The 23,943-nt window shown below is 69.3% G+C and carries 23 protein-coding genes and 1 tRNA gene; 15 read left to right on the top strand and 9 right to left on the bottom strand.

Features of this window, described 5'->3' with window-relative positions; all coding sequences use genetic code 11:
- The first annotated feature begins 109 nt into the window (after positions 1–109).
- The 6 genes from OH735_RS12595 (at position 110) to OH735_RS12570 (ending at position 3,426) form a co-directional block, all read left to right on the top strand.
- Complete coding sequence (locus OH735_RS12595; RefSeq protein ID WP_406381522.1) at positions 110–580, top strand: transglycosylase SLT domain-containing protein; 471 nt, start codon at positions 110–112, stop codon at positions 578–580.
- Positions 581–806: 226 nt separating this feature from the next.
- The gene (locus tag OH735_RS12590) at positions 807–1,136 is read left to right on the top strand and encodes a helix-turn-helix domain-containing protein (protein WP_406381521.1); all 330 of its coding nucleotides are present in this window, start codon (positions 807–809) and stop codon (positions 1,134–1,136) included.
- Complete coding sequence (locus OH735_RS12585) at positions 1,106–1,417, top strand: winged helix-turn-helix domain-containing protein (RefSeq protein ID WP_406381519.1); 312 nt, start codon at positions 1,106–1,108, stop codon at positions 1,415–1,417. Before OH735_RS12590 ends, OH735_RS12585 begins: the two co-directional genes overlap by 31 nt.
- A complete protein-coding gene (locus OH735_RS12580; RefSeq protein WP_406381518.1) occupies positions 1,341–1,883 on the top strand; it encodes a transposase in 543 nt (180 codons plus the stop codon). The genes OH735_RS12585 and OH735_RS12580 overlap by 77 nt, the downstream gene beginning before the upstream one ends.
- A gap of 840 nt (positions 1,884–2,723) precedes the next feature.
- Positions 2,724–3,017: a hypothetical protein gene (locus OH735_RS12575; protein WP_406381517.1), complete on the top strand. Its 294-nt coding sequence runs from the start codon at positions 2,724–2,726 to the stop codon at positions 3,015–3,017.
- Positions 3,018–3,084: 67 nt separating this feature from the next.
- Complete coding sequence (locus OH735_RS12570) at positions 3,085–3,426, top strand: hypothetical protein (protein ID WP_406381516.1); 342 nt, start codon at positions 3,085–3,087, stop codon at positions 3,424–3,426.
- Positions 3,427–4,222: 796 nt separating this feature from the next.
- On the opposite strand, the gene OH735_RS12565 is transcribed toward OH735_RS12570, so the two are convergent.
- The 6 genes from OH735_RS12565 to OH735_RS12540 all read right to left on the bottom strand — a co-directional run bounded on the left by OH735_RS12565 (position 4,223) and on the right by OH735_RS12540 (position 7,581).
- A complete protein-coding gene (locus OH735_RS12565; RefSeq protein ID WP_406381514.1) occupies positions 4,223–4,669 on the bottom strand; it encodes a hypothetical protein in 447 nt (148 codons plus the stop codon).
- Between the two features lie 58 nt (positions 4,670–4,727).
- A complete protein-coding gene (locus OH735_RS12560) occupies positions 4,728–5,132 on the bottom strand; it encodes a hypothetical protein (RefSeq protein ID WP_266910966.1) in 405 nt (134 codons plus the stop codon).
- Positions 5,129–5,983, bottom strand: coding sequence for an IS5 family transposase (locus tag OH735_RS12555; RefSeq protein ID WP_406381513.1), 855 nt, complete (start codon positions 5,981–5,983; stop codon positions 5,129–5,131). Before OH735_RS12555 ends, OH735_RS12560 begins: the two co-directional genes overlap by 4 nt.
- A gap of 534 nt (positions 5,984–6,517) precedes the next feature.
- A complete protein-coding gene (locus OH735_RS12550) occupies positions 6,518–6,808 on the bottom strand; it encodes a hypothetical protein (protein ID WP_406381512.1) in 291 nt (96 codons plus the stop codon).
- A 213-nt stretch (positions 6,809–7,021) separates the two neighbouring features.
- Entirely contained in the window at positions 7,022–7,294 is a 273-nt protein-coding gene (locus OH735_RS12545; protein ID WP_406381510.1) for a hypothetical protein, read from the bottom strand.
- Positions 7,291–7,581 (bottom strand): hypothetical protein, encoded by a 291-nt coding sequence (locus OH735_RS12540; protein ID WP_406381509.1) that lies wholly within the window; start codon positions 7,579–7,581, stop codon positions 7,291–7,293. The genes OH735_RS12545 and OH735_RS12540 overlap by 4 nt, the downstream gene beginning before the upstream one ends.
- 583 nt (positions 7,582–8,164) lie before the next feature.
- On the opposite strand from OH735_RS12540, the gene OH735_RS12535 reads away from it, so the two are divergent.
- A complete protein-coding gene (locus tag OH735_RS12535; RefSeq protein WP_406381507.1) occupies positions 8,165–9,538 on the top strand; it encodes a sporulation protein in 1,374 nt (457 codons plus the stop codon).
- 6 nt (positions 9,539–9,544) lie between these two features.
- On the opposite strand, the gene OH735_RS12530 is transcribed toward OH735_RS12535, so the two are convergent.
- Positions 9,545–10,411, bottom strand: coding sequence for an aminoglycoside phosphotransferase family protein (locus tag OH735_RS12530; protein WP_406381506.1), 867 nt, complete (start codon positions 10,409–10,411; stop codon positions 9,545–9,547).
- Positions 10,412–10,488: 77 nt separating this feature from the next.
- On the opposite strand from OH735_RS12530, the gene OH735_RS12525 reads away from it, so the two are divergent.
- The 6 genes from OH735_RS12525 to OH735_RS12500 all read left to right on the top strand — a co-directional run bounded on the left by OH735_RS12525 (position 10,489) and on the right by OH735_RS12500 (position 19,369).
- A complete protein-coding gene (locus OH735_RS12525) occupies positions 10,489–11,094 on the top strand; it encodes a DUF4291 domain-containing protein (RefSeq protein ID WP_406386538.1) in 606 nt (201 codons plus the stop codon).
- A 171-nt stretch (positions 11,095–11,265) separates the two neighbouring features.
- Entirely contained in the window at positions 11,266–11,988 is a 723-nt protein-coding gene (locus OH735_RS12520) for a DUF981 family protein (protein WP_406381505.1), read from the top strand.
- A 149-nt stretch (positions 11,989–12,137) separates the two neighbouring features.
- Positions 12,138–14,813, top strand: coding sequence for an alpha/beta fold hydrolase (locus OH735_RS12515; RefSeq protein WP_406381504.1), 2,676 nt, complete (start codon positions 12,138–12,140; stop codon positions 14,811–14,813).
- Entirely contained in the window at positions 14,810–15,685 is an 876-nt protein-coding gene (locus tag OH735_RS12510) for an ABC transporter permease (RefSeq protein ID WP_406381503.1), read from the top strand. The genes OH735_RS12515 and OH735_RS12510 overlap by 4 nt, the downstream gene beginning before the upstream one ends.
- Positions 15,686–15,829: 144 nt before the next feature.
- Positions 15,830–17,452, top strand: coding sequence for a von Willebrand factor type A domain-containing protein (locus OH735_RS12505; RefSeq protein ID WP_406381502.1), 1,623 nt, complete (start codon positions 15,830–15,832; stop codon positions 17,450–17,452).
- A gap of 411 nt (positions 17,453–17,863) precedes the next feature.
- On the top strand, positions 17,864–19,369 hold the full coding sequence (locus tag OH735_RS12500) for an FG-GAP and VCBS repeat-containing protein (RefSeq protein WP_406381501.1): 1,506 nt from the start codon (positions 17,864–17,866) through the stop codon (positions 19,367–19,369).
- Positions 19,370–19,574: 205 nt separating this feature from the next.
- On the opposite strand, the gene OH735_RS12495 is transcribed toward OH735_RS12500, so the two are convergent.
- Both OH735_RS12495 and OH735_RS12490 read right to left on the bottom strand, forming a co-directional pair.
- Positions 19,575–19,880: a hypothetical protein gene (locus OH735_RS12495; protein ID WP_406381500.1), complete on the bottom strand. Its 306-nt coding sequence runs from the start codon at positions 19,878–19,880 to the stop codon at positions 19,575–19,577.
- Between the two features lie 16 nt (positions 19,881–19,896).
- Positions 19,897–19,969: transfer RNA gene (locus OH735_RS12490), tRNA-Arg, on the bottom strand.
- A 328-nt stretch (positions 19,970–20,297) separates the two neighbouring features.
- Here OH735_RS12490 and OH735_RS12485 point away from each other — a divergent pair.
- Entirely contained in the window at positions 20,298–21,968 is a 1,671-nt protein-coding gene (locus OH735_RS12485) for an ATP-binding protein (RefSeq protein ID WP_406386537.1), read from the top strand.
- Positions 21,965–23,929, top strand: coding sequence for a GTPase (locus tag OH735_RS12480; protein ID WP_406381499.1), 1,965 nt, complete (start codon positions 21,965–21,967; stop codon positions 23,927–23,929). The genes OH735_RS12485 and OH735_RS12480 overlap by 4 nt, the downstream gene beginning before the upstream one ends.
- Positions 23,930–23,943 lie beyond the last annotated feature (14 nt).

Here is a 23,943-nt window from a genome sequence, read left to right as displayed (position 1 = left end):
TTCCGACGCCACATACGATTCGTTTTAGTAAAAGGCCACCATTGACCTGGATTTCCTCTTTGCATAACAATTCTTGGCATCACCCCACCGACGGAAGAGGAATTTCCGAATGCAGATCACCGCGATGCCCAAGAAGTTCGCCCGCATGACCCGCACCAAGAAGGCTTCGCTGGGCATGCTCGCCGCCGGTGCGGCGATCGTGGCCGGTACCGTCGCCGGCGCCCCGGGCGCTTCGGCAGCCACCCCCACCAAGGCTGGCGGCGGCAACGTGGACGTCTGGATCAAGCAGGCGCTGGAGGTCATGCGTGCCAAGGGCATCCCGGGCACGTACGACGGCATCCACCGCAACTTGATGCGTGAGTCCGCGGGCAACCCGAACGCCATCAACAACTGGGACTCCAACGCCGCCAAGGGCATCCCGTCCAAGGGGCTGCTCCAGGTCATCGACCCCACCTTCAACGCGTACCACGTGAGCGGTACCTCCAAGAACATCTACGACCCCGTCGCCAACATCGCCGCTGCCTCCAACTACGCCGCGCACCGCTACGGTTCCATCGACAACGTCAACTCCGCCTACTGAGTGGGGCAGGGTATCCACGTCGCATGACCGTGCCAGGGGCGTCCCGGGCCGGGACCGAAGAGAAGCCGAAGAAAGGGAGCCGTCACGGCTCCCCTTCATCGGCTTCTTCGGCTTTTCCGGCTTCTTCGGTTTCTCCGGACTCCTGGGTTACTGATTTCGGCGTTTCGGGGTCTGGATTTGTGTCGGGAGGGGTGACGGGGTCCGTCCGGGCTGGTACGCCGGAGGTATGCGGTATCCGGACGGGGGCGGGCTGACCGCCGAGCAGCGCAGGCGCCGGGAAGAGGTACGGATGCGGGCCGTTGACCTCTTCGATGAGGGCGTGGAAGTCCCGTGCATCGCCCGGGAGTTACGGGTGAGTGAGAAGTCGGTCTACCAGTGGCGCCGCACCTGGAGGACGGGCGGACGCGAGGCGCTGCGTTCCAGAGGCCCCTGCGGCTACGACTGTCGGCTCGGCCCACACCTGCAGACCAAGCTCGCGATGTGGCTTGATGAGGGCCGGCCGCGCACGGCTGGGCGGACGACCAGGTGTGGACCGCCGCGCGGGTACGCACGCTGATCGGGCGGAAGTTCCACCTCTCCTACAGCGTCTCCGGGGTCACTCGGCTGCTGCACCGCATGGGCTACAGCGTGCAGATGCCCGCCCGGCCCGCCGCCGAACGCGACGAGGACGCGATCACCGCATGGCGGGAGGCGACCTGGCAGGAGGTAAACCCTCCGGGCGGCGACCGGCGCGTTCATCTGCTTCGAGGACGAAGCGGGCGTGACCGGTCGGCCGCCCAAGGGCCGCACCTGGGGCCGGCGCGGCATCACCCCGAGGGTCAAGGTGCCCGGCCGTAGCCGGGGACGTCTCTCGGTGGCCGGTCTGCTGTGCTACCGGCCGGGCCTGCCCGCCCGTCTGTGCTACCGGCTGCGTCGGCATACCGGCCGCAAGGGCGAGCGTCGCTCGCTGGGCGAGGCGGACTACATACGCCTGTTGGATGGCGCCCACCAACTGCTCAAGGCCCCGCTGATCGTGGTGTGGGACCGGCTGAACACCCACATCTCCAAGACGATGAAGGCACTCGTTGCCGAGCGGGACTGGCTGACGGTGGTCCTGCTGCCCGGGTATGCGCCCGACCTCAACCCGGTCGAGGGCCTGTGGGCGCACATCAAGCGGAGCCTGGCCAACCTGGCCGCCCGCACCCTCAGCGAGCTGGAGACTCTGCTCCGCAGGCGGCTCAAAGCGCTGCAGTACCGGCACGGCATCCTCGGCGGATTCCTCGCCGGGACGGGCCTCGCGCTCGACAGACCGGACAGACCCTAATACGCCGAAGTCAGTAACGCAGATGCGAGTGCATGCGTGCGTCAGGCAGCTGAGCTGGTAGCCGCGCACAGGCGACGATAGCAAGATGCACCGCAGCGCCCGCGATCGCGGGGGCGAACCTGTTTAGGTGTGTCTTTTCGTTGACGGATAGCCCACCTGTCCTCGAAGCCAGAAGCGGGCTGTAGGGCGGGGCGTCTACCTGGTCCTGGAGCACAGCGGCGAGGACACGGGTGCCCGGCCGGCGGCCTCACCAGGAGGCTGACATCCAAAGTTGACATCAACGGTGCCGGACGACAGCAGTCGTGCGTGACTCCTCGTGGCGGGGGCCGACGGGGAAGTGGCAGCGACAAAGAGCAGCCAGTTGAACTTACAAGGCGGATGTCACTCGTCCTGCAGAGCTCCCGTGGGAGCCTCATTCGCCCCGTGTGGCCGGATCGCTCCCTTGTGGGCACTTCGTGTACGTGTCAAACATTTGAGAGGCGGGGTGATCGGGGAGGGGGACGCTGCATGTCTGCGCTAGGTGACGATCGGGTTGTGCCTTCGGATTGGGCGATGGAGCGGTTCGGGCAGCACGCCGGCAGGCTCGCCGCCGCAGTTCCGTCGCAGCTGGCCAGGGCTCACGCGCGAGCTCATGCCGTGCACCTGACGGCCCGGTTAAAGAAGCGCAGTCCCTACGGCGCCACCCTGGCGGAGGCGGTACGCGAGAACCTGGCGGATACGGCACGAGAGCTGGAGGAAGCCGTGCGGGACGTGCGAGGGTATGAGTACGCCGTCATCAATGACCACGCGCTCTTCCCCTTTAAGTACGCCGACTGTCCGAGGCCGCTTTATCGTGCTCGGTTGGCTGCGAATGCTTCTCCTACGCGCCGCCGGATGCTCCTGGGGCACGGTCCGCAGCCTCAAGAAGGACTGTTCCCCCTCGGCGACGACCTGACGACCGAGGAGTACGAGGAGCTGCACGAGACGTTCGAGGCACTTGGAGCCTCCACGAAGCTCGTCTGTGTGTTCTTCACGGCCGACCCGGAAAGTGGCATCCACGCCATCCACTGGGGAGACGCCCACCTCGAACCTGACCGCACCTTCACCTGGCTCTACAGCGAGCAGATACCGGTCGCTCCCCAGCCGCTCGAGTGACGGCCCTGGGTGGGCGCGGGCTGCGTCATGTCGGCGACGGGGGAGCTGGGAGCTGACCCTCGGGGCGGTGCTAGCGCGGCTGGAGGAGCGGGAACGGGAGATCGCCGCGCAGACCGAGGCGACGGGGGAGCAGATCGGGCAGCTGACCGCACGACTGGATGAGCTCGGCCGGGCCGCCGAGGAGGTCCGGATCACCCGCAAGACGCTGGTGGAGCTGACCGATCCGCAGCCGCCCGCGCCACCGGCCCCGAAGCTGCCGGACCATCCGGACTACCAGCAGATCATGGCGGTGTTCGCCGCGGCCCCTGGTCGAGACCGAGCAGGGCTTGTTCACCCAGCCGCGGTCAGCCCGCTCGCCCCTCCCGAAAGGGCGAAACGAACATCAACTCACGTACCGCCCTCTCAGTAAGCGCCTCCGCCCACTGGCGCTGGGCGCGAATTCCGACGACGCTTAGGCGTCATTCTGACGACGAAGCTCGCTTCGGCAGTATGCGGGGGCTCATGACTGCTCCTTCAGGGGCAGTCGCATTCGACCCACTTCTGCCCACAGATGCTGCATGTCACGTCGGCCGTCCTCGGGCAGACAACGTGCTCGTACCGCTCGTACCGCCCGAGGCTGTAGGTCCGAATCTCTTGGCCAGCCTCGATCGGGTCGCTACAGCGGGCGCAGGTGCTGTCGTACTTCGCGACGAAACTCACTTCGACTTCCTTCCTCGGCGCTCGGAGGAGCGGCCTCGCTCTCGGCAGCGCGCTCGGCCTTCGACGCACCTGCCGTGAGCCCCCACGAACCACAGGTCCCGACGAACGTAACACCGCACGAGTCGCCGATCTTGATGAACAGGGACCACCTATCCAGCCCCCGTTGTAGAGATTCACGCCCATCCGATGTCACAGATCACGACCATCGCCAACCCGCGCGCCGCGCGCGCCCGCGATACATCTGCCTGCGGAGCTCCTTCTTGAAGCTTGCTACCTCCGTGTAGGGCTTGCGCTCGCTCACGATGTCCAGCCCAGCACGCCCGAGCCCGCCGACCGGCTGGGATGCCGCAGTCCCCACGCTCAGGTGGCGACAAATGGCCTATCAACTCACATACCGGCCTCTCGCAGTTCAGATGGTTAGCCGAGCGTCATAGATCTACGCCACCCGGAGCCGTACGCATGGCCGTCCAGTGGAGCTCGCAACGGCGTGCACGCATGCGCTGCATTCAGGAGTTTCGTTGGTGTTCCCAGATCGCGTGATCCAGCTCCCAAGGTGTGCAACCCATGTGTGCCGCAGCCTCAGTGACGAGCCGGATCGCTTCGGGCGCGGTCACCGTCCTGTCCAGTACAGCTTGCAGCCACCGACGAACCATGCGGTCCGGCTTGATTCGACTGTCGTCTCCCAAGAGCATCCACAGATAGGCGAGACGCGTACCGGAGCCGTGGCCTGCGACGCTCGCCAGGGCTTGCTCTACGACCTTCAGCTTGTCCAAGTCGGCGAGTAGCGCGTTGGCGTTGGCAAGGGTTGCGATGTCGTGGGACACCAGGATCTCGGCGTACCGGCGGGCAGCCTCCACTTTCAGTGGGGCGCTTTGGTTTGCCCGTGTGCGCTGCTTGTTCTGCAAGACCTGCGAGGAGAAGTCCGCCTCGCCGTGGGTCTGAATGTGCGTCACGAAGTCCCGGAGCGGCTGCTCGTCGAGGACCGGGAGATGTGTGCTGTCTGAGAGGGCGTTAAGTCCGTTTCTGGTAGCGGCCGCGTCCGGGTTGCTCGAGGAATCCCTGACGGGCGAGTCGTCCCAGGCGGGAGCGGGTGACGTTGATCGAGGGCTCGTCGGTGGGCAGGCCGAGGTGCTCGTGAAGATCGTGGACGCGGAACACCTTGCCGGGGTGCTCGTTGAACGCGGTCACGATGCGCTGGTAGACGGTGGCGGTGGTGGTCTGCGCGGGGGCCGGTTCGTGGTCGGGTGGGGTGAGGCCGTCGATGACCTTGCGGGTGGCGGTGAGCTCGGCCAGGCGGGCTTCGGTCTCGGCGAGGGCGGTGGTGAGCCGCTCGATCTGCTCGCGCAGGTTGTCGGCTCGTGCGGCGGTCTCATCGTGTTCGGTCTGCAGCAGCCGCAGGAGTTCGCAGACGTTCACGCGGCCAGCTCCACGTTGTCACGCCATGTGGGGGTAGGGGTGGTGAGGCGGCGGAGCATGCCGGCGGTGGAGGCCCAGTAGACGCGGGACGCCGCGTTGTCGGGCCGGTGGTCGTAGTCGCGGGCGAGGCGCCGGTGCAGCATGAGGGTGCCGTTGACCTGCTCGACCACCCATCGTTTCGGTTGCGGGACGAAGCCTTTGCCCTTGTCGTCGGGGTTGCGGCGGACCACCTCGACGGTGATGTCCTTCACCGCCCCGTGGATGATCACGGCGTCTTTGAAGCCCTGGTCGACGAGGACTTTTTCCAGGCGCATCCCGCATCGTTCGGCCGCCTGGTCCAGCAGGGCGATGCCGGCCTCGTTGTCGTGCGCGCTCGCGGCGAGGATCACCACACCGATGATCAGGCCCAGTACATCGACGGCGAGTCCCCGCTTCCTGCCGGGCGTCTTCTTGTTCGCGTCCAGTCCCGTCGTCTTCTTCGGCACTCCGGCCGCCACGCGGACGGACTGGGTGTCGATGATCACCAGGGACGGGTCCTCTAATCGCCTGGACCGCTCCCGTACCTGGCAGCGCAGGATCTCCTGGATCCGCTGGTCAAGGCCGTCCTCGCGCCACAGGCTGAAGTAGTAGAACACCGCCGACCAGGCCGGGAGGTCGTGCGGCAGGAGACGCCACTGACAGCCCGTCCGGTTCTGGTAGAGCAGCGCGTTCACGACCTCGCGCAGGTCGCAGGAGCCCGGGTCCCCGGTCGCCGACCGCGACACCCGATCCTGCTTCCACGCGGTGACCAGCGGCTCGATCAACGCCCACTGCTCGTCGGACAAGTCGGTTGCGTACGGCATCCGTTCCATGCCCGCGACCCCATCATGCACACGACATGAAGCGAGGGCGGAACCGACCCATCACCCACGAAAGAGCGACACCACATCATCAGGAACGGGACTTAACACCCTCTGAGAGCGGAGTCGAGAGACCTGCCCAGGTCGCGTAGCGGTGGCAGGTCGGGACAGTGTGCCGCTCGTAGTGGGCGTTGATAGAGAAGACTGCGTCGAGGACACACAGGGCGGTATGGGCCCATCGAGAGGCTCGCGGCTTGAGTGCAAGATGCTCAGCACCAGCGACGACTCGTCTTATCTCGTCCATCGATCCCCCAATGATGAATCGGGAAGACAGTGTTGCACGCGCCGCTGACAGAACGGTCGCGGTTCGTTCGTATGCCCTGAGGGCGCCGACGTGGCTTGGGTGCCTGTCGAATGCGTGTCGAGACTATCCGGTGAGTACCCGGCGGGCCGAACGACTGCACAGGTCAGAGGCCTACCGGGGGCGAACCAACGCTGCGCCTTCTAAGCGCCCGCCCAGAGCAAGTGGCTCGCGTCTGCTCACGCTCAGCCGGCCCTGCGCTCCTGGGCGCCAGCTCTCCGAGTGATCGTAGCGATCTCCCGCACGATGGCTGCTGAGAGTTCGATTTTAACCAGCGCCGAGCCGTCCGTATTGGCCGTGGCGCGTAGCTTGCTCCCCGTCGTGTCGATGCCGACCGCTGTCAGCGCGTTGCCGAGTTCTGCCGCTGCCTGGGTGGCGTCTCGCCAGCCGGCCAGGTAGTCGACACCGCGCACCCATAAGGCTGCGTCAGGGTCCAGCTCGTGGAAGTCGAATGCGCCGTCCCCGCTGCCATCCATTCCCTCAAGTTCCTTTCCCTGCAGGCTGGCTGAACACTGACGTTGCTGGGCCGCGCCGTATGTGGACACGACGAAGGCCCCGGTACCATCGGCACCGGGGTTCGTGATCGTTTGTGATCGGTCCCCAGCCGGACCACCCCGCGCCTGCCAGGGTTTGAGGGGTGGTCCGGTGTCATTCAGCGGTTGTGTGTGACCTCGCAGGCCGAGCAGCGGTCAGAAGCGTTGTCGGCCGCCGGGGTACTGGATCGGTTTGCGGCAGTCCGGTGCGTCGGCGGGCGCGGGCTCTTTGTCCAATGCGCGGCAGAGCGAGGCGTGGAGGTGTTCCGCATCAGCGACGGTCAGCCGTAGCGGGGCGGTGGTGACCAGGGCGCCGTGGTGGGTGATCTGGAGCGGCACTGTGAGCCGACCGTCCTGTTCCCGGCCTACGGTCCTGCGCGTCGCCGGTCCGATCTCCCATTCCCGCCCGTCGCGTGTCGTCCCCCTCATGCAGATGCCCCCTCGCCTGGCGCCGGGCCATCGTCTGGCGCGGCAGAGTCGTCGTCATCGACCGTTGGACTGGTCAGTCGGTCCCCCCTGCTCTCGGCGACACGCAGCGCGTCGCCCAGCGCTTCGTACAGTCGGGCGCTCAAGTAGCGGAGTTCCCAGGGCTTGATGTTGTCGTCCTTGAGCATGTCGGCGGCGTGGCCGAGAAGGATGTCACCAGCCCGGAGCTGTACCTCTTCCATCTGATCCGCGAGGCGTGACAGATGGCTTTGGCTGCCGTCGTCGGTCACCAGGAACGAGCGCTGGCCGGCAGGGCCGAGCCACGGTAGAAGACGAGGGTTCCTTGTCACCGCGCCACCGCCGGCGAGGGAGTGGTGCAGCCAACGTCCGCGCGGCAACGACAGTCTGGGCCGGGCCGCATGCGCCGCTCGTTCTCGATGATGTATGGACGGACGAGGCGAACGTCCTCACCGCGGATCGGGCTCCAGACGTACGGATCAGGTACGCGCGGCAGGGTCATCGTTGGTGTGTCCACACAGCCATGCACCGACCACTTTTCGGCCGCGCGGTGGTGGCCGGGGGCGGGCAGTAAGAAGTTCAGCAGGAACCCGAAAATCCTGCCGATATGGTTCCGCATGTCGACCTGCTTTCACCAGGTGGGCCATGCCCCGGGGTGCCGTCACGCACCGCCGGGGTGTCTTGTCTCGACAGTCAACGACCGTCTTCGGCGGCGCGGCAGCGTTCATCCAGGGGTCCACGTACACACGAGGGTTCACACGTCCGGTGAGAGGGGGTTCACGGCGAACCCCCTGGGGGGTGAGACTGCTGTGACAGGATGAGTACTTGACGTGACGCCGGGGGTGCCAGCAGAACGTGAGCAAGGAACCGAACCACCAGTTGGCCGCCGTCATGGCGGAAGCCGGAGCCTCCAACAAAGGACTGGCCAAGCGGGTTCGCGAGGTTGCCGAACGGCACGGCGAACCCCTGGGGACGACGCACGTCGCGGTTCAGCGGTGGCTGAACGGCGGCGGAATCCAGCGGCAGACCGCCGCTTTCGTCGCAGAGGCGCTGAGCGACAAGTTACGGCGGAGGGTCACGCCGAAGGATCTCGGCTTCTCCGGTTCAGCGCTGGCCCCCGCTCCCATGACTGGTATGTCGTACGCCGGATCTTTGGCCGAGACAGTGGGCACCCTCGACAGCCTGACGCATCAGCGTCCGGAAGACGGCCCGACGGCTGAACCCCCGTTACCCGACGCCGATGTCCATGCCGCCGCGCTGGCCTGGCTTGTCTCCCGCCCGGACGGTATTCCGACCGAGGCCGCCGTCACCCGGCGAGTCAGCATGCGTGACGTGGCCGCGATCCGAACCGCCGCCGGTTTCTTCATGCAACTCGACTTCCAATTCGGCGGAGGACACGCACACAAGGCCTTCCGGCACTATTTCCGCGAAGATGTGCTGCCTCTGCTCGGAGCCAGTTACACCGCCAAGGTGGGGGAAGCTCTTTTCGCGGCGGCATCGGAGATGGCTCAGCTTCTTGCCTGGAGCGCCTACGACAGTGGCAATCATGCTCTGGCCGGCCGCTATCTGATGTCTACACTGCGCCTGACTCAGGTGGTCGGCGACCGCATGATGGGTGCGCGCATTCTGACCAACATGAGCCATCAAGCGAACTACCTCGGTCAGGTGCCCAGGGCTATGACGCTGGCCTGCGCGTCGGTCGAGGGTGGCAAGGGCCACTCCACACCCCGCGCGATGGCGCTGTTCTCCGCGCACGAAGCGCGTGCTCTCTCCTCCGCTCGGGACCACAAGGGCGCCGCCTGCGCGATGAACGAGGCGGAGCGGTTCTTTGAGCGGGCTGACAGCGCCGACGATCCCGAATGGCTCTCCTACATGGATGAAGCCGAGCTGATCGGAGAGTTCTGCCACTGCTTCCGCGATCTTGGGCAGGGTCCCGAAGCCGTCCGCTTCGCTGAACGCGCCGTCGCGCTCACCGACCCGAAGTACGTCCGCACGCTTGGGTTCTGCCGCATGGTCCTCGCCCAGAGCCAGCTACTCAATGGAGACGTCGAAGAAGCCGTGGCGACGGCGGGACTCGCCGTCGAAGGGGGAGACGCTCTCCAGTCCGCGCGGTTCCAGCGGTACGTGGGCGACTTCCAGCGCGAAGTTTCCACCCATGCCACGAACCCCGTCGTTCAGCAGTTCAACGGGCAGGTGCAGGACGCGATGAACAGGCTGGACGACGAGTAGCCGAGATCAGCCCGGATTCCAGTCGCGGGGCGCGGCGTCGTTCCGGAGCGAGGAGATTCGACGGGCGTACTCCGCTGCCGTATCGGTGCTCTCCGACACGTTCTGCATCAGCCAGGTCGTCATGTTGAACTCCTGCACAGCGCGCAATGTGGGGAAGCCGGACCAGGCGCAGAGGTCCTTGCCGTAGGCACTGACGAAGGCGCCGTACTCCTCCTTGGTCTGCCAGCTCAGGCTGTGATATTCCGTGGCTGTGACCATCAGATCCCACTCGGGAAAGTCGAAGCTGAATCGCTCCAGGTCGATCAGGATCACCTGACCGTTCCGGTCCACCATGAGGTTCTGCACGTGTGCGTCCCCGTGCACGGGCCCTTTCTCAGACTCGAACCGAAGGTCTCTGATCCTGTCCCGAAGTTCGTGTGCCCGCTTCTGCAGGAACGCGCGGTCATCCTGCGGTATGTCGACCGCGGCCTTGATCCGTCGTTCCGTCCGATCGAGGACCGGATAGGGGGGGAGGGACAGCGTGTCCGGCAAGCTGAGCGAATGCAGGTCGCGGAGGACAGCGCCCAGTTCTCCATACGTCGCCTTCCGATCGCTCTCCTGGATCAGATGCCAGAACGTCACCGGATGGCCGTCGACGACCAAGGGTTGTTCAAGGTCCTCGACCACACGCGTCACGGGGAAGTGCTCACGCGACAGCCACCGTGATACCTCAACCTCATCTCGTGCCGACTGCAGATACTCCGTCGAGCGTGCGATCCGCACCACCATCGGGTGGGCCGCCAGCCGGAACAACGCGTTCTCTCCAAGTCGGATCAGAGACGCCCCATCGCTGTCGAGCCCTGCTTGTCGGCACGCCGCACGCAAGACCTTCATAGCGCCGGCCGAAGTGAATCCCTCTCCCGTGCGACGTGCAGCACCAGACGGCATGCCCGTACCCACTCCCTTAAATACTGCCGACCGCGAGGTACACGGCGGCTGGCAACAGACGTCAAGGCGACGGTACCCACGGGCAGGGAAGACAGACGGGACCGGGGCAGGATGATCGGCCATCTACGAAGACGTCGCTCGCTCTGCCGTCAGCCGACGCCTCCGACCTGCGGGTATGTGGCAGAGCAGAAAAGGACTACGAACGATGCTTGACATGGATCAAGCCGAGCTTCCTGTGCGGCTGGGCCACGAAGGAGGGGCAGGAGACCGTCCTGGCCGTCGAGATCGCCCGCGAGGGCTTCGACTGGGCGCTGGCCAACTCCGAACTCTCCCACTACGTACGGGGAGTTCACCCCGACCGCGGCACCTGGCAGCAGCGCCTGCGCCGGAGCCCGGCCCGCGTCCAGTGGGACCCCGAGCGTGACCTCCGTCTGAACCGGCTCACCTACCGCTCCCTGCAACTCGGCCTCTCCGGCGAGGCGGCGCGGCGGTACGCGGACGAGTGGGCGGTCTCGATCCGTGACGTCACACCGCTCGCCCGGCGGATCCACGAACTGGTGTCGGCCGGACGGCTCGACGACGCTGCGGAACTCCTGCCGCTGGAGACGCCGTATCCCGTGGGAACGTGACCCTGGCCCCTTCGGCCCCTTCGGCCTCTCGGCCCCCTCGGTCCCTTCGGCCTCTCGGCCACCCTCGGCCTCTCGACCTCTCGGCCCCGAACCGGCCGCCCCTCACTGCCCCGACTCGGGCAAAAGGGTTAATTACCCGACAATGGGCATATAGGGTATTACGCTCCGTGCATGACTCACCATGCCATCCTCCTGGCGGCGTCCGGCCTGAAAATCGACTGGGCCAAGATGCCGACGTACAACACGATCATGGCGGTGGCCGCCGGAGCCGGGCTGCTGCTCGTGGTGGCGCTGGGGCGACTGCTCCTCGCCTCAGACCGCACCATCACCGCCGAAGGCTGGGTGCTGGCGTTCGGTGCCGTCGGCTTCACGCTCGTCACCACCGGTCTCCACATGACCCTGACCTGGCCGCTCGCCGGACAGGGCTTCCCGTTCGACAACATCATCTTCGGCGAACCGGCACTGGCCTTCGGCGTCTTCCTGCTTGCCGCATCCTGCTACCTCTGGAAACGCGGTGCCGAACTCAACAGCGCCGACCGCATCGTTCACACGGCCCGCGTCGCCGCACCCATTTCCGTCTTCGTCTTCGGCCTCGGACTCGCCTGCTTCGGGATCGCCGCCGCGGGCTGGAAGTACACGCTCTTCGCGGCGCCGCCCGAGGAACCCATCTCCGGCGAGTTCGCGAAGTGGCCGATTCTGGAAGCGAGCTTCATGTCCGGGCTGTACGTCCTCGTGGGCCTCGGCGCGCTCCTGTTCCCGTTCGCCCTGCGCCGGCCCAGGAGCTGGCTGAGCCCGGTCATCGGAGTCGTCTGGGGCCTGGCCGGACTGGCGTTCCTGTTCTTCGGCGGGCTCAACTACTTCACCCACATCGGCCTCATCATCAACACCATGTGACCCGCGCGGACCCCGGCGGGCCCGGCCCGGACTCCTCGGCATACCGCATACGGAGTACGGCGGGTGAGTGCCGTACGCCGAAAGGAGGCCGGAGAGTTCCCCCCGGCGGCTGCCCGTACGCCGCGGTGGTCCGCTTAGGGTCGGGGACCATGGAGACCCCTGATGCGCGTACGTCCCGGTGGCGGCGGCTGCTGCCCCGTATGCCCCGTATGCCCCGTAGCCGCGGCCGGTGGGTCGCGGGCCTCGCGGCGCTCGCCGTGCTGGCCGGTGCGGGTACCTGGACCGCCGCGGCCGACGACGGCGGGCCCGCCGTGCACCGCCAGGACCGGATGATGCGGATCGACGGCGTGTCCCTCGACACCTCGTACTTCACCACCGGCGGTACGCAGCGCCGGCCGGCCGTGCTGATCGGGCACGGATTCGGCGGAAGCAAAAACGATGTGCGGGCGCAGGCAGAGCAGTTGGCCGCCGCCGGATACGCCGTACTGACCTGGTCCGCCCGCGGGTTCGGGAAGTCGGGCGGGGAGATCTCGCTCAACGCCCCCGACCGCGAGGTCGAGGACGTGTCCCGGCTGATCGACTGGCTCGCCGACCGGCCCGAGGTGGAGCTCGACGCCAAGGGCGACCCCCGGGTCGGGGTCACCGGAGCCTCCTACGGCGGAGCCGTCTCACTCCTCGCCGCCGGGTACGACAAGCGCGTCGACGCCATCGCACCGCAGATCACCTACTGGAACCTCGCCGACGCCCTGTTCCCCGACGGTGTCTTCAAGAAGCTCTGGGCCGGAATCCTCGTCACCACCGGCGGCGGCTGCCAGAAGTTCGAGAAGCGGCTCTGCGACATGTACGAACGGGTCGCCGTCAGCGGAAAGCCGGACGCCGCCGCGCGTGCGCTGCTGACCGAGCGTTCCCCGAGCGCCGTCGCCGACCGCATCAAGGTGCCCGCGCTCATCGTGCAGGGCCAGTCCGACTCCCTCTTCCCGCTCGACCAGGCCGACGCCATGGCCGGGGCGATCAGCGGCAACGGCGCACCGGTGGCCGTCGACTGGATCGCCGGCGGGCACGACGGCGGCGACCTGGAGACCGACCGGGTACGCCGGCGCATCGGCGCCTGGTTCGACCGGTATCTCAAGGGCGACAAAGGCACCGACACCGGACCCGCGTTCCGCGTCACCCGGACCGGAGGCATCGACTCCACCGACGGCGCCGCCCTCACCCGCGGGGCGAGCAGCGCCACGTACCCGGGGCTGGACAGCGGGGGAGAGCCGATCGGCCTGGGGCGGCGGACGCAGACGTTCCGTAACCCCGCCGGGGCCAACCCGCCCGCCATCTCGGCCGTCCCCGGCGTCGGCGGCGGGCTCTCCCAACTGTCGTCCCTCGGCGTCGGCCTCTCGCTCGACTTCCCCGGGCAGTACGCCCGCTTCGACTCGGCGCCGCTGGACACGCCTCTGCGCGTCACCGGCTCGCCGACCGTACGGGTCGAGGTGGCGGCGGAACGGGGCGACGCCGTGCTGTTCGGCAAGGTGTACGACGTGTCGCCGGACGGCAAGCAGCAGGTGCTGCCCTCCCAGCTCGTCGCACCCTTCCGGATCCCGCAGGCCCGGCAGGGCAAGGCCGTGACCCTGGCCCTCCCCGCCGTCGACCACCGGTTCGACGCCGGACACCGACTCCGCCTGGTCCTCTCCGCCACCGACCTCGGCTACGCCTCACCGGCCGAGCCGACCACGTACACCGTGACCCCCACCGGCCCGCTGACCGTCCCCACCGCACCCGCCCTGAAGACCGCACCGGCCACCCTGCCCTGGTGGACCTGGGGGCTCCCGGCCGCCGCCGTACTGATCGCCGCCGCGCTGCTGCTCACCGCCCGCCGCACCGCGACCCCCGCACCCGATCCGGCGCTCGCCGAGGTGCCCCTCCAGATCACCGGCCTGTCGAAGAAGTACGCCAGGTCCACCGACAGATACGCCGTCAGGGAACTGTCCTTCCGGGTCGAGAAGGGGCAGGTGCTCGGGCTCCTCGGCCCCAACGGCGCGGGCAAGACCACGACCCTGCGCATGCTGATGGGCCTCATCACGCCCGACGACGGCGAGATCCGCGTCTTCGGACAGGCCGTCCGGCCGGGCGCGCCCGTGCTGTCCCGCGTCGGCTCGTTCGTCGAAGGGGCGGGCTTCCTGCCGCACCTTTCCGGGCGCGCCAACCTGGAGCTGTACTGGCAGGCCACCGGACGGCCAGCCGAGGACGCCCACATCGAGGAGGCCCTGGAGATCGCCGGACTCGGTGAGGCGCTGGCCCGCGCCGTGCGCACGTACTCGCAGGGCATGCGGCAACGGCTCGCCATCGCCCAGGCCATGCTCGGCATGCCGGACCTGCTCATCCTCGACGAACCGACCAACGGACTCGACCCGCCCCAGATCCGCGAGATGCGCGACGTGATGATCCGGTACGCGGCCGGCGGCCGGACCGTCATCGTCTCCAGCCACCTCCTGTCCGAGGTCGAACAGTCCTGCACTCACCTCGTGGTCATGGACCGCGGCCGACTCGTCCAGGCCGGCCCGGTCGCCGAGATCACCGGCTCCGGCGACATGCTGCTCGTCACCAGCGCGCGCGAACTGACCGAACCCCTCGTGGAGAAGATCGCCGCGCTGCCGGGGATCGGCTCGGCGGCCCGTACGGACGACGGCCGCGGCCTGCTCGTCCGGCTCGACGGCGTCACCTCGCCCGAGCTGATCACCGAACTCGTCCGGCTGGACGTTCCGTTGACCGGCGTCGGGCCGCACCGCCGCTTGGAGGACGCGTTCCTCACCCTGATCTCCGGAGGCTCCGCATGAGTGCCGCAGTCGATGTCACGGAAGCCGCCGGGGCCCCCGGCTACCGCGCCCGGCACACCCTGCCGCTGCGCGTCGAGGCGGTACGCCAGCTGCGCAGGCGCCGCACGCTGCTCATGGGCGGGGTGCTGGCCGCGCTGCCGTTCATCCTGATCGCCGCGTTCGCGATCGGCGGCACACCGTCCTCGCGGGGCGGCGGCGACCGGCTCACCCTGATGGACACCGCGACCGCGTCCGCCGCGAACTTCGCCGCGACGTGCCTCTTCGTGTCCGCCGGGTTCCTGCTCGTCGTCCCGGTGGCGCTGTTCTGCGGGGACACCGTCGCCTCCGAGGCCAGTTGGTCCTCGCTGCGCTATCTGCTGGCGGCGCCGGTGCCACGGGCCAGGCTGCTGTGGAGCAAGCTCGTCGTGGCGCTCGGCTTCAGCCTGGCCGCGATGGTGCTGCTGCCGCTCGTCGCGCTGGCCGCGGGAGCCGCCGCGTACGGCTGGGGGCCGCTCGAACTCCCCACCGGCGGGGCGCTCGCGACCTCGGACACCGTGCCTCGGCTGGCGCTCGTCGTCGCGTTCGTCTTCGTCTCCCAACTGGTCACCGCCGGGCTGGCGTTCTGGCTGTCGACGAAGACCGACGCCCCGCTCGGCGCGGTCGGCGGGGCGGTCGGGTTGACCATCGTCGGCAATGTGCTGGACGCCGTCACCGCGCTCGGTTCCTGGCGCGAATTCCTGCCCGCACACTGGCAGTTCGCCTGGGCCGACGCGCTCCAGCCCGAACTGGAATGGGGCGGCATGGTGAAGGGCGCGGCGATCTCGGTGACGTATGCCCTGATCCTCTTCGCCTTCGCCTTCCGAGGGTTCAGCCGTAAGGACATCGTGTCCTGAGCCTGAGCCTGAGCTCGACGTTCCACCGGTTCGCCGGCCGTCGTTGCCGCATCGAGACCCATCCGCAACATCTTCGTCTGCTCCTCGGCGCCGTCTCGCACGTCACATTCACAAGTGCCGACACGACGACGTTGGGGACCGGGGATGGATCGCAGGACAGGAAAGCACGGAGCGACGTACGCACGAAAGTACGGAGCGACGTACGCACGGACATGGCGCGCGGCGCTCGGGGTGCTGCTGGCGGGCGGGGTGCTGCTCACCGGCTGCTCCGCCACGACGACCACCGAGAAATCCGCCATGGACCGCGGGGGTGCACCCGGCCCGGCCCCCGCGGCGGGCGGTGTCGTCGACGGCGACCGCGACGGCGCGAAGGGCGCGAAGAAGCAGGACGGGCTCCGGGAGACCGCGCCGCCCGACTATCTGTCCACCTTCGCGCTGGACGTCGACACCGCCTCGTACGGGTACGCGCGCCGCACCCTCGACTACGGCACCCTGCCGGAACCGTCCACCGTGCGGCCCGAGGAGTTCGTCAACAGCTTCCGCCAGGGCTACCGGCGCCCGGCCGGCAACGGCTTCACCGTGAACGTCGACGGGGCCCGCGCCGGGGCGGACGGCTGGTCGCTGGTGCGGGTCGGTCTGGCCACCCGGGCCGCCCCCGCCGGTGACGAACGCCCGCCCGCCGCGCTCACGTTCGTCGTCGACATCTCCGGCTCGATGGCCGAAACGGGCCGCCTCGACCTGGTGAAGAAGTCCCTGGGCATCCTCACCGACGAACTCCGCGACGACGACTCGGTCTCCCTGGTCACCTTCAGCGACAAGGCGAATACGCTGCTGCCGATGACCCGGCTGCAAGACCACCGCGGCACGATCCGCGACCGGGTCGACTCCATGGAGCCCACCGACTCCACCAACCTGGAAGCGGGCATCCGCCGCGGCTACGACGAGGCGGTCGACGGCCGCGTCAAGGGCGCCAACAACCGGGTCGTGCTGCTCTCCGACGCCCTCGCCAACACCGGCGCGACCGACGCCGAAACCATCCTCGAACGCATCGGTTCCGCCCGCCGCGAGTACGGCATCACCCTCTTCGGCGTAGGCGTCGGCAGCGACTACGGCGACGCGCTGATGGAACAGCTCACCAACAAGGGCGACGGCCACACCACGTACATCGCCGACGAGACCCAGGCCCGAAAGGTCTTCGTCGACCAGTTGCCCGCACACCTCGAACTCACCGCGCGCGACGCCAAGGCCCAGGTCGCCTTCGACCCCGAGACCGTCAAGCAGTTCAAGCTGATCGGATACGAGGACCGCAAGGTCGCCGACGAGGACTTCCGCAACGACCGCGTCGACGGCGGCGAGGTCGGCCCCGGCCACACGGTGACGGCGCTCTACGCCGTCCACCTCAAGGGCGGCGCCGCCGGGCATGTGGCGACCGCGACCGTACGCTGGCTGGACCCGAAGACCCGGGCGCCGCACGAGCAGACGGGGTCGGTCGCGACGAACGCGATCGAGGGTCCATTGTGGGGCGGCGACAGCAAGCGCCTCCAAGTGACCGCGGTCGCCGCCTACTTCGCCGAAGCGCTGCGCGGCGGAAGCCTGCCGGGCGCGCCCGGACTCGCCGAACTCGAGAAGCGGGCAGAGAAGTTGGCGTCGCAGACCGAGGACGATTCGGTACGGAAGCTGGCGACCGCGATCGGACAGGCGGACCGGCTCAAGGGCGGCGCGGACGACAACGGGACCGGGGGAGCGCCGGAGGGCGAGATCGACTGACCGGGGCTGAGGGGGGACGGGCAGCGGGGCGCACCGCCCCGCGGCCCACCCTCCGTCACCGGCCGATCGACCCTACGAAAGTCGGCTGTGCGGCCCGCCCGCCGACGCGGCAGCGTATGTCGGCGACACGCGGCGGGCGCATCCAGCTCGGCCGGCACGTCCAGGGCCTGCCTCTTGGCGATGAGCCGCAGTGACGGTCCACGGCGGAACGCAACCCTTGGGCGGGACCACTGGTCTGATTCTGCAAAGTGCCGGTGCGGCACGTGACTTGCCCCCGCACTCCCGTACGTCCCGGAAACCGACCGAACACCCCGGAGACCGACCGAACACCCCGGAAACCGACCGAACATCCCGGAAACTCACCGAGCCCCGCACCCACCCCCTGATCGTTCATCGAACGAAGGAGCCCACGTGGCAACCCGCGCTCCAGGAATATTCGTGGCCCTCGCCATCGCCGTGGCGGCCGCCGTGACCACCTTCCCCGCCGTGGCCCAGGCTTCGACGCCCGCCCCCGTGACAGCCTCCGCGACCCCTGCGGCGGCCGTGCCCGCCCCGACCCCGCGACGCGACGACTTCAACGGAGACGGCTACCCGGACGTGGCGTTCACCGCGCCCGGTGCCACCGTCGGGGGCAAGGCCAAGGCCGGGTACGTGGGTGTGGTGCACGGCTCCAAGAGCGGTCTGCAGACCCCCACCAAGCAGGTCTTCACCCAGGACTCGCCCGGAATTCCGGACACCGCCGAGGCGGGCGACGCGTTCGGCAGCTCGATGGTCTCCGCCGACCTGGACCGGGACGGGTACGGCGACCTCGTGGTCGGCGCGGAGAAGGAGGCGATCGGCTCGTTCAAGTCGGCCGGTTCGCTCACCGTCATCTGGGGTGGCGCGCACGGACTGTCGGATGGCGCGACCCTCCTGACGGGCGACGAACTGTACGACGGGATCGGCCGCAAGACCGCTGTCGGCGACTTCGACGGCGACGGAACCATGGACGTCGTCACCCTCGGAATGAACGGCCTGCACATCCTGTCCGGCCCGTTCGAGCGCGACGGCAGCGCGGCGGCGATCAGGGTGATTCGCGACATGGACGATCTGCGCTACCTGGACCTCGCCGCAGGCGACTTCAACGGCGACGGCCGCGACGACCTGGCCGCTGTCGTCCACGACGACTACGAGCTCGACGCCCGGCGCATCCTCGTCCGTAACGGCGGTGCCACCGGCCTCAGCGAGCAGTACACCGTCGTCAAACGGGCGGACGGCTACCGCCTCCAGGGCGGCGAGAGCGTCGCGGCCGGCCACATCAACGGTGACAAGTACGCCGACCTGGTCGTGGGCCGCACGATCGAGGGCTACGACAGCGATCTGGACTACCCGCTCGCCCTGGGCGGCATGATCACCTACGTACCGGGCAGCGCCACCGGCCCGCGGGGCGACCGGGCCAAGGTCTTCAACCAGGACACCGCCGGTGTCCCCGGTGTCGCCGAAGTGCACGACGGATTCGGCGCGTCGCTGTCGATCGGTGACATGAACGGTGACGGCTACGGCGACATCGCCGTCGGCGTCCCCTACGAGGACATCGGCACGACGAAGAACGCGGGCTCGGTCCTGGTCCTCCCCGGCACCACTTCCGGCCCGACCGGGACGGGCACGGTGGGCTTCAACCAGGACACGGCGAACGTCCCCGGGGTGGCCGAGGCGGACGACAGGTTCGGCGCCGCCGTCAGGCTGGTCGACGCCAACCGTGACGGCCGCACCGAACTGGCCGTCGGCGCACCCGGCGAGAACACCGGCGCGGGCTCCCTGTGGGTCTTCCCGAGCACGGCCTCCGGCGTGACGGCCAAGGGCTCGTTCACCTTCGGCCACGGAACGCTGGGGACGGTGGGAACGGACGCACAACTGGGTTCGTCGTTCAACCGCTGACCTTCACCGACTACCTGACATGGCGCTGGGTCTTCTACATCAACACCACCGGTCTGACCGGCCTGCTGCTGATCGTGCGGTACTTCAGCGCTGAACACACCCCCGTCGCAGCGTGATCGACCTGCCGGGCGCGGCCCTGCCGGTGGCCGCCGTCACCTGCGTCATGCTTGTCACGGTGTGGGGCGGACGCGAGTACGCCTGGAGTTCACCGGAGATCGGCGGTCTCCTCGTCCTGGCGATCGTCCTGGCCGCCGTCTTCATCTGGTGGGAGCGCCGGGCCGCCAATCCGGTGCTGCCGCCGCACCTCTTCCGTGCGCCCGCCTTCCGCTTCGCGGTGCCCGCCTCCCTGGTCCTGGGCGTGCTGCTGCTGGGCGCGGTCGTCTTCCTGCCGCAGTTCTTCCAGGCGGTACGCGGGATGAGCGCAGCCACCTCGGGCCTGTGCCGCCACTACGCCGCGCTCGCTGACGTGCCTCCGACCAGCGAAAAGGCCCTCCTGGTCGGAGGGCCTCATGGTGGTGCGGACTGTGCGCCCCCGGCAGGACTCGAACCTGCGGCCAAGCGCTTAGAAGGCGCCTGCTCTATCCACTGAGCTACGGGGGCCGGGTGGTGGCCTCGGCGGCCTGGAGCCCTGGGGCCTGGCCGGTCGGCGACCTGCCGGGACAAGGATAGGGCTCCGAACGCCTCGTCCTGGTTGCTTCACCCGCGTGGCACGATGTGGAGGTTCGGTGAAGCGAACCGATAATCGCAGGTGGGTAGGGATCATGCACCGTTTTTGACGCCTCGCGCCCCGGGTGTTGTGCACTCGTTATGCCTGCGCCCCACTCGTCCCCTCTGTCCCGACTCCCTTCCGGGGGGAGAACCGGCGCGCAGAGGTGGCTATACGCTTCAAAAAGGCGCCAAAATTGGGCATTCTTCGCATGTGGTGACCTTGGACGTACGGCCTCAGCTCATCGACGCACTTTCCGCCCTGCGCGACCGTGTCGCTGCCGTGCGTCTTCCACTTCCGTTGCCGGGGGCCGCGCGGGCCCGGCAGACCCGGAGCGAGCTGCTCGCCCAGCTCGACGACTATCTGCTTCCCCGGCTCAGGGATCCTGAAGCGCCGCTGCTCGTGGTGATCGGCGGGTCCACCGGGGCCGGGAAGTCGACGCTGGTCAATTCGCTGGTGGGGCGGCTGGTCAGCGAGGCCGGAGTGCTGCGGCCGACCACGCGGACGCCCGTACTCGTCTGCCACCCCGATGATCACCACTGGTTCGCGGGGGGTCGCGTACTGCCGCAGCTCACCAGGGTCTGGCTGCCGCCCCAGGACTCCGGGGAACCCGGCCGGTGCGACGACCTGGACGACCTCGACGGGCTCGATGGGCTGGACGGGAGCGAGGAGGAGGACGGGACCGCGTTGCGCGTCGAGACCGCGACCGGTCTGCCGCGCGGGCTCGCGCTGCTCGACGCGCCCGACATCGACTCGCTCGTGGTACGGAACCGGGTACTGGCCGCCGAGCTGATCTGCGCCGCGGACGTGTGGGTGATGGTGACCACGGCGTCCCGGTACGCCGACGCGGTGCCGTGGCATCTGCTGCGTACCGCGAAGGAGTACGACGCCTCGCTCGTCACCGTCCTCGACCGGGTGCCGCACCAGGTGATCGCCGAGGTGTCGCGGCAGTACGGAGCGCTGCTCACCAAGGCCGGCCTCGGCGAGGTGCCGCGCTTCACCATTCCCGAGCTGCCCGAATCGGCCGGCGGCGGCAGCGGGCTGCTGCCCACCACCGCGGTCGCCCCGTTGCGGGCCTGGCTCAGCCACCGCGCCCAGGACCCGGCGGCCCGCCAGCAGGCGGTCGGGCGTACGGCGGCCGGGGTCATCGACTCGCTGAACGTCCGGATGCCCGCGCTGGCCGGGGCCGTGGCCGCGCAGTACGCGGCGGCCGTGCGGCTGACCGGTGTCGTCGAGGACGCGTACCGCGCGGAGGGTGCCCGGGTCCGGCGGCGGCTGCGGAACGGCGGCGTGCTCGCCGGGGACGCCCGGACCCGGTGGCGCGGATACCCGCTGTACAGCACCTCCGAGGAACTCCTCGAAGCGCTGGTGGAGAGTCTCGCCGCACTCCTGCGGTGCGCCGTGGCCGCCGCCGACGAACAGATCCGCACGACCTGGCAGCGAGAACCCGCGGCCGGGGTGTTCGGCTTCGAGGACGTCGGCCGGGAGGCCGGCGGATGGGGACCCGCCGAGGACATCCGGGGCCGGATCACCATGGCCGTACGGCGGTGGTGGCGGGTGCTGGAGGAACTGGCCGAGGAAGAGGTGCGCCGGCTCGAACGCAACGCGGCGCCCGACACCGAGACGGTGGCGGCGCTGCTGGCCGCCGCACTGCTCGGCGGCCGCCGTACCCGCGGCGCCGGTGAACAGCTCGCCGAACGGATCGGCGCCCAGGGCGCGCTGCGGCTGCGCGACAAGGGCGGCGAACTGCTCACCGACTGCCTCGACCGGGTGCTGGACGGCGAGCGGGACCGGCGGCTCGCACCGCTCGACGCACTCGATGTCGCCCCGGAGCCGCAGGCCGATCTCATCGCCGCTCTGTCCGTACTGCAGAAGGAGAGGTGGCAGCGATGACTGCCGTCATTGACGAAGGGACCGGCCGGGGCGAGAGTCCCGCACCTCACGAGGACAGCGACCACCCGGGCCGGACGCCCGACGGGCCGGCGCGCGTGCCGGAGGCGGGCGGGGGCTGGAACGACGGGCTCATCGCCCGGCGCGCCGCCGCCAAGGAGGCGGGCCCCGGGCCGGGTACCGGGGACGACGACGTACGTACGCCCCAGGTCGAGGCGTACGTACCGTCCGGCGGACCGCTCCGGCCGCGGCTCGACGCACTGCGTGAACTCGTCGGGCTGTCCAGGGCCAGGCTCGATGGGGCCACCCTCGCCGAAGCGGGGCGCGTACTCGACGAAGCTGCGGCCCGTCGGCGGCTCTCCTCCCGGCACACCGTCGTCGCCATCGCCGGAGCGACCGGCAGCGGCAAGTCGACCCTCTTCAACTCCCTCGCGGGCGTCCAGATCTCCGAGACCGGGCTGCGCAGGCCGACGACCGCCGCCCCCATCGCCTGCTCCTGGACCGACGGGGCCGCCGGGCTCCTGGACCGGCTCGCCATTCCCGGACGGCTCAGGCGCAGGCCGCAGCAGGGCGGCACGGACGCCGACGAGGCGCTCCAGGGGCTCGTCCTCGTCGACCTGCCCGACCACGACTCGGCGGCGCCCGGACACCGCGAGCAGGTCGACCGGGTGCTCGCGCTGGTCGATGCGGTGATCTGGGTCGTCGACCCGGAGAAGTACGCGGACGCGGCCCTGCACGAGCGCTACCTGCGGCCGCTCGCCGGGCATGCCGAGATCACCTTCGTCGTCCTCAACCAGGTCGACCGGCTGCCCGGCGACGCCGCCGACCAGGTCCTCGACGATCTGCGACGGCTGCTCGACGAGGACGGCATGGCGCTCGGCGAGCACGGCGAACCGGGCGCCACCGTCATGTCCCTGTCCGCGCTCACCGGCGACGGCGTGGGCGAACTGCGCGAGGTGCTCGGCCGCTTCGTCCAGGAGCGCACGGCGGCCGCGCGCCGGCTCTCCGCAGATGTGGACGCCGCCGCCGCCAGGCTCCGTCCGGTGTACGTCGCCGAGGGGCGGCCCGGGCTCGGCGAGCGGGCCCGCGAGGAGTTCGCCGACCGGCTCGCGGAAGCGGTCGGAGCGGCCGCGGCGGGCCAGGCCGCCGAGCGCGAGTGGCGCAGGAACGCCGGACGGGCGTGCGGCACGCCATGGCTGCGGCTGTGGCGCTGGTACGAGTCCACCCGGCGGCCGGGAAGCCTGGAGTGCCCCGCGTTGCCCGTGCCCGTCGAGGAGGAGATCACCGCCCGGCAACGCGTCGAACAGGCGGTACGGACCGTGGCGGACGAGGCAGCCGACGGGCTGCCCGGTCCCTGGGCGCAGGCCGTCCGGGAGGCCGCGGTGAACGGTGCGGACGGGTTGCCGGAGGCGCTCGACGAGCTGGTGGAGAAGGCCGGCAGGGACGACGGACGGGGGCGGCCGGCGAGCTCCTTTGCAGGTGGCGGTACCGGCGGCGGCGCGGCGCAGGGCGGGGCCGGTCCGGGGGGTTCGACGGTCATGGCGACGGGGGTGGCCGGGGCCTGCGGCATGGCGCACAGCGGTCGCGTCGGCGGGAAGCCACCGCGGCCCAGGTGGTGGCCCGCCGCCGTGCTGGCACAGGCGTCGATGACGCTGCTGCAGATCTTCGGCGGACTCTGGCTGGTCGGCCAGATCGTCGGCGTACTCGAACCGGGATTCCTCACGCCCACCCTGGTGATGCTGGCCGGGGTCGTCGGCGGGCCGCTCGTGGAGTGGTCGTGTGCGGCCGCGGCGCGGGGACCGGCGCGACGGTACGGGCACGAGGCCGAGCGGCAGTTGCGCGAGGCGGCGGCGGCCTGCGGCCGGGCGCGGGTGCTCGATCCGGTGGCGGCGGAGCTCGTGCGATACCGCGAAGTCCGGGAGCGGTACGTGGCGGTGACGGAGTTTTCCACAACTGTTCGGTAGTCCACAGGCGTCAG

The organism is Streptomyces sp. NBC_01618, from assembly GCF_045209435.1.
In the GTDB taxonomy this organism is placed as follows: Bacteria; Actinomycetota; Actinomycetes; order Streptomycetales; family Streptomycetaceae; genus Streptomyces.
Note: the sequence above shows the minus strand (reverse complement) of the source record. Positions and strands in the feature narration are given on the sequence as shown.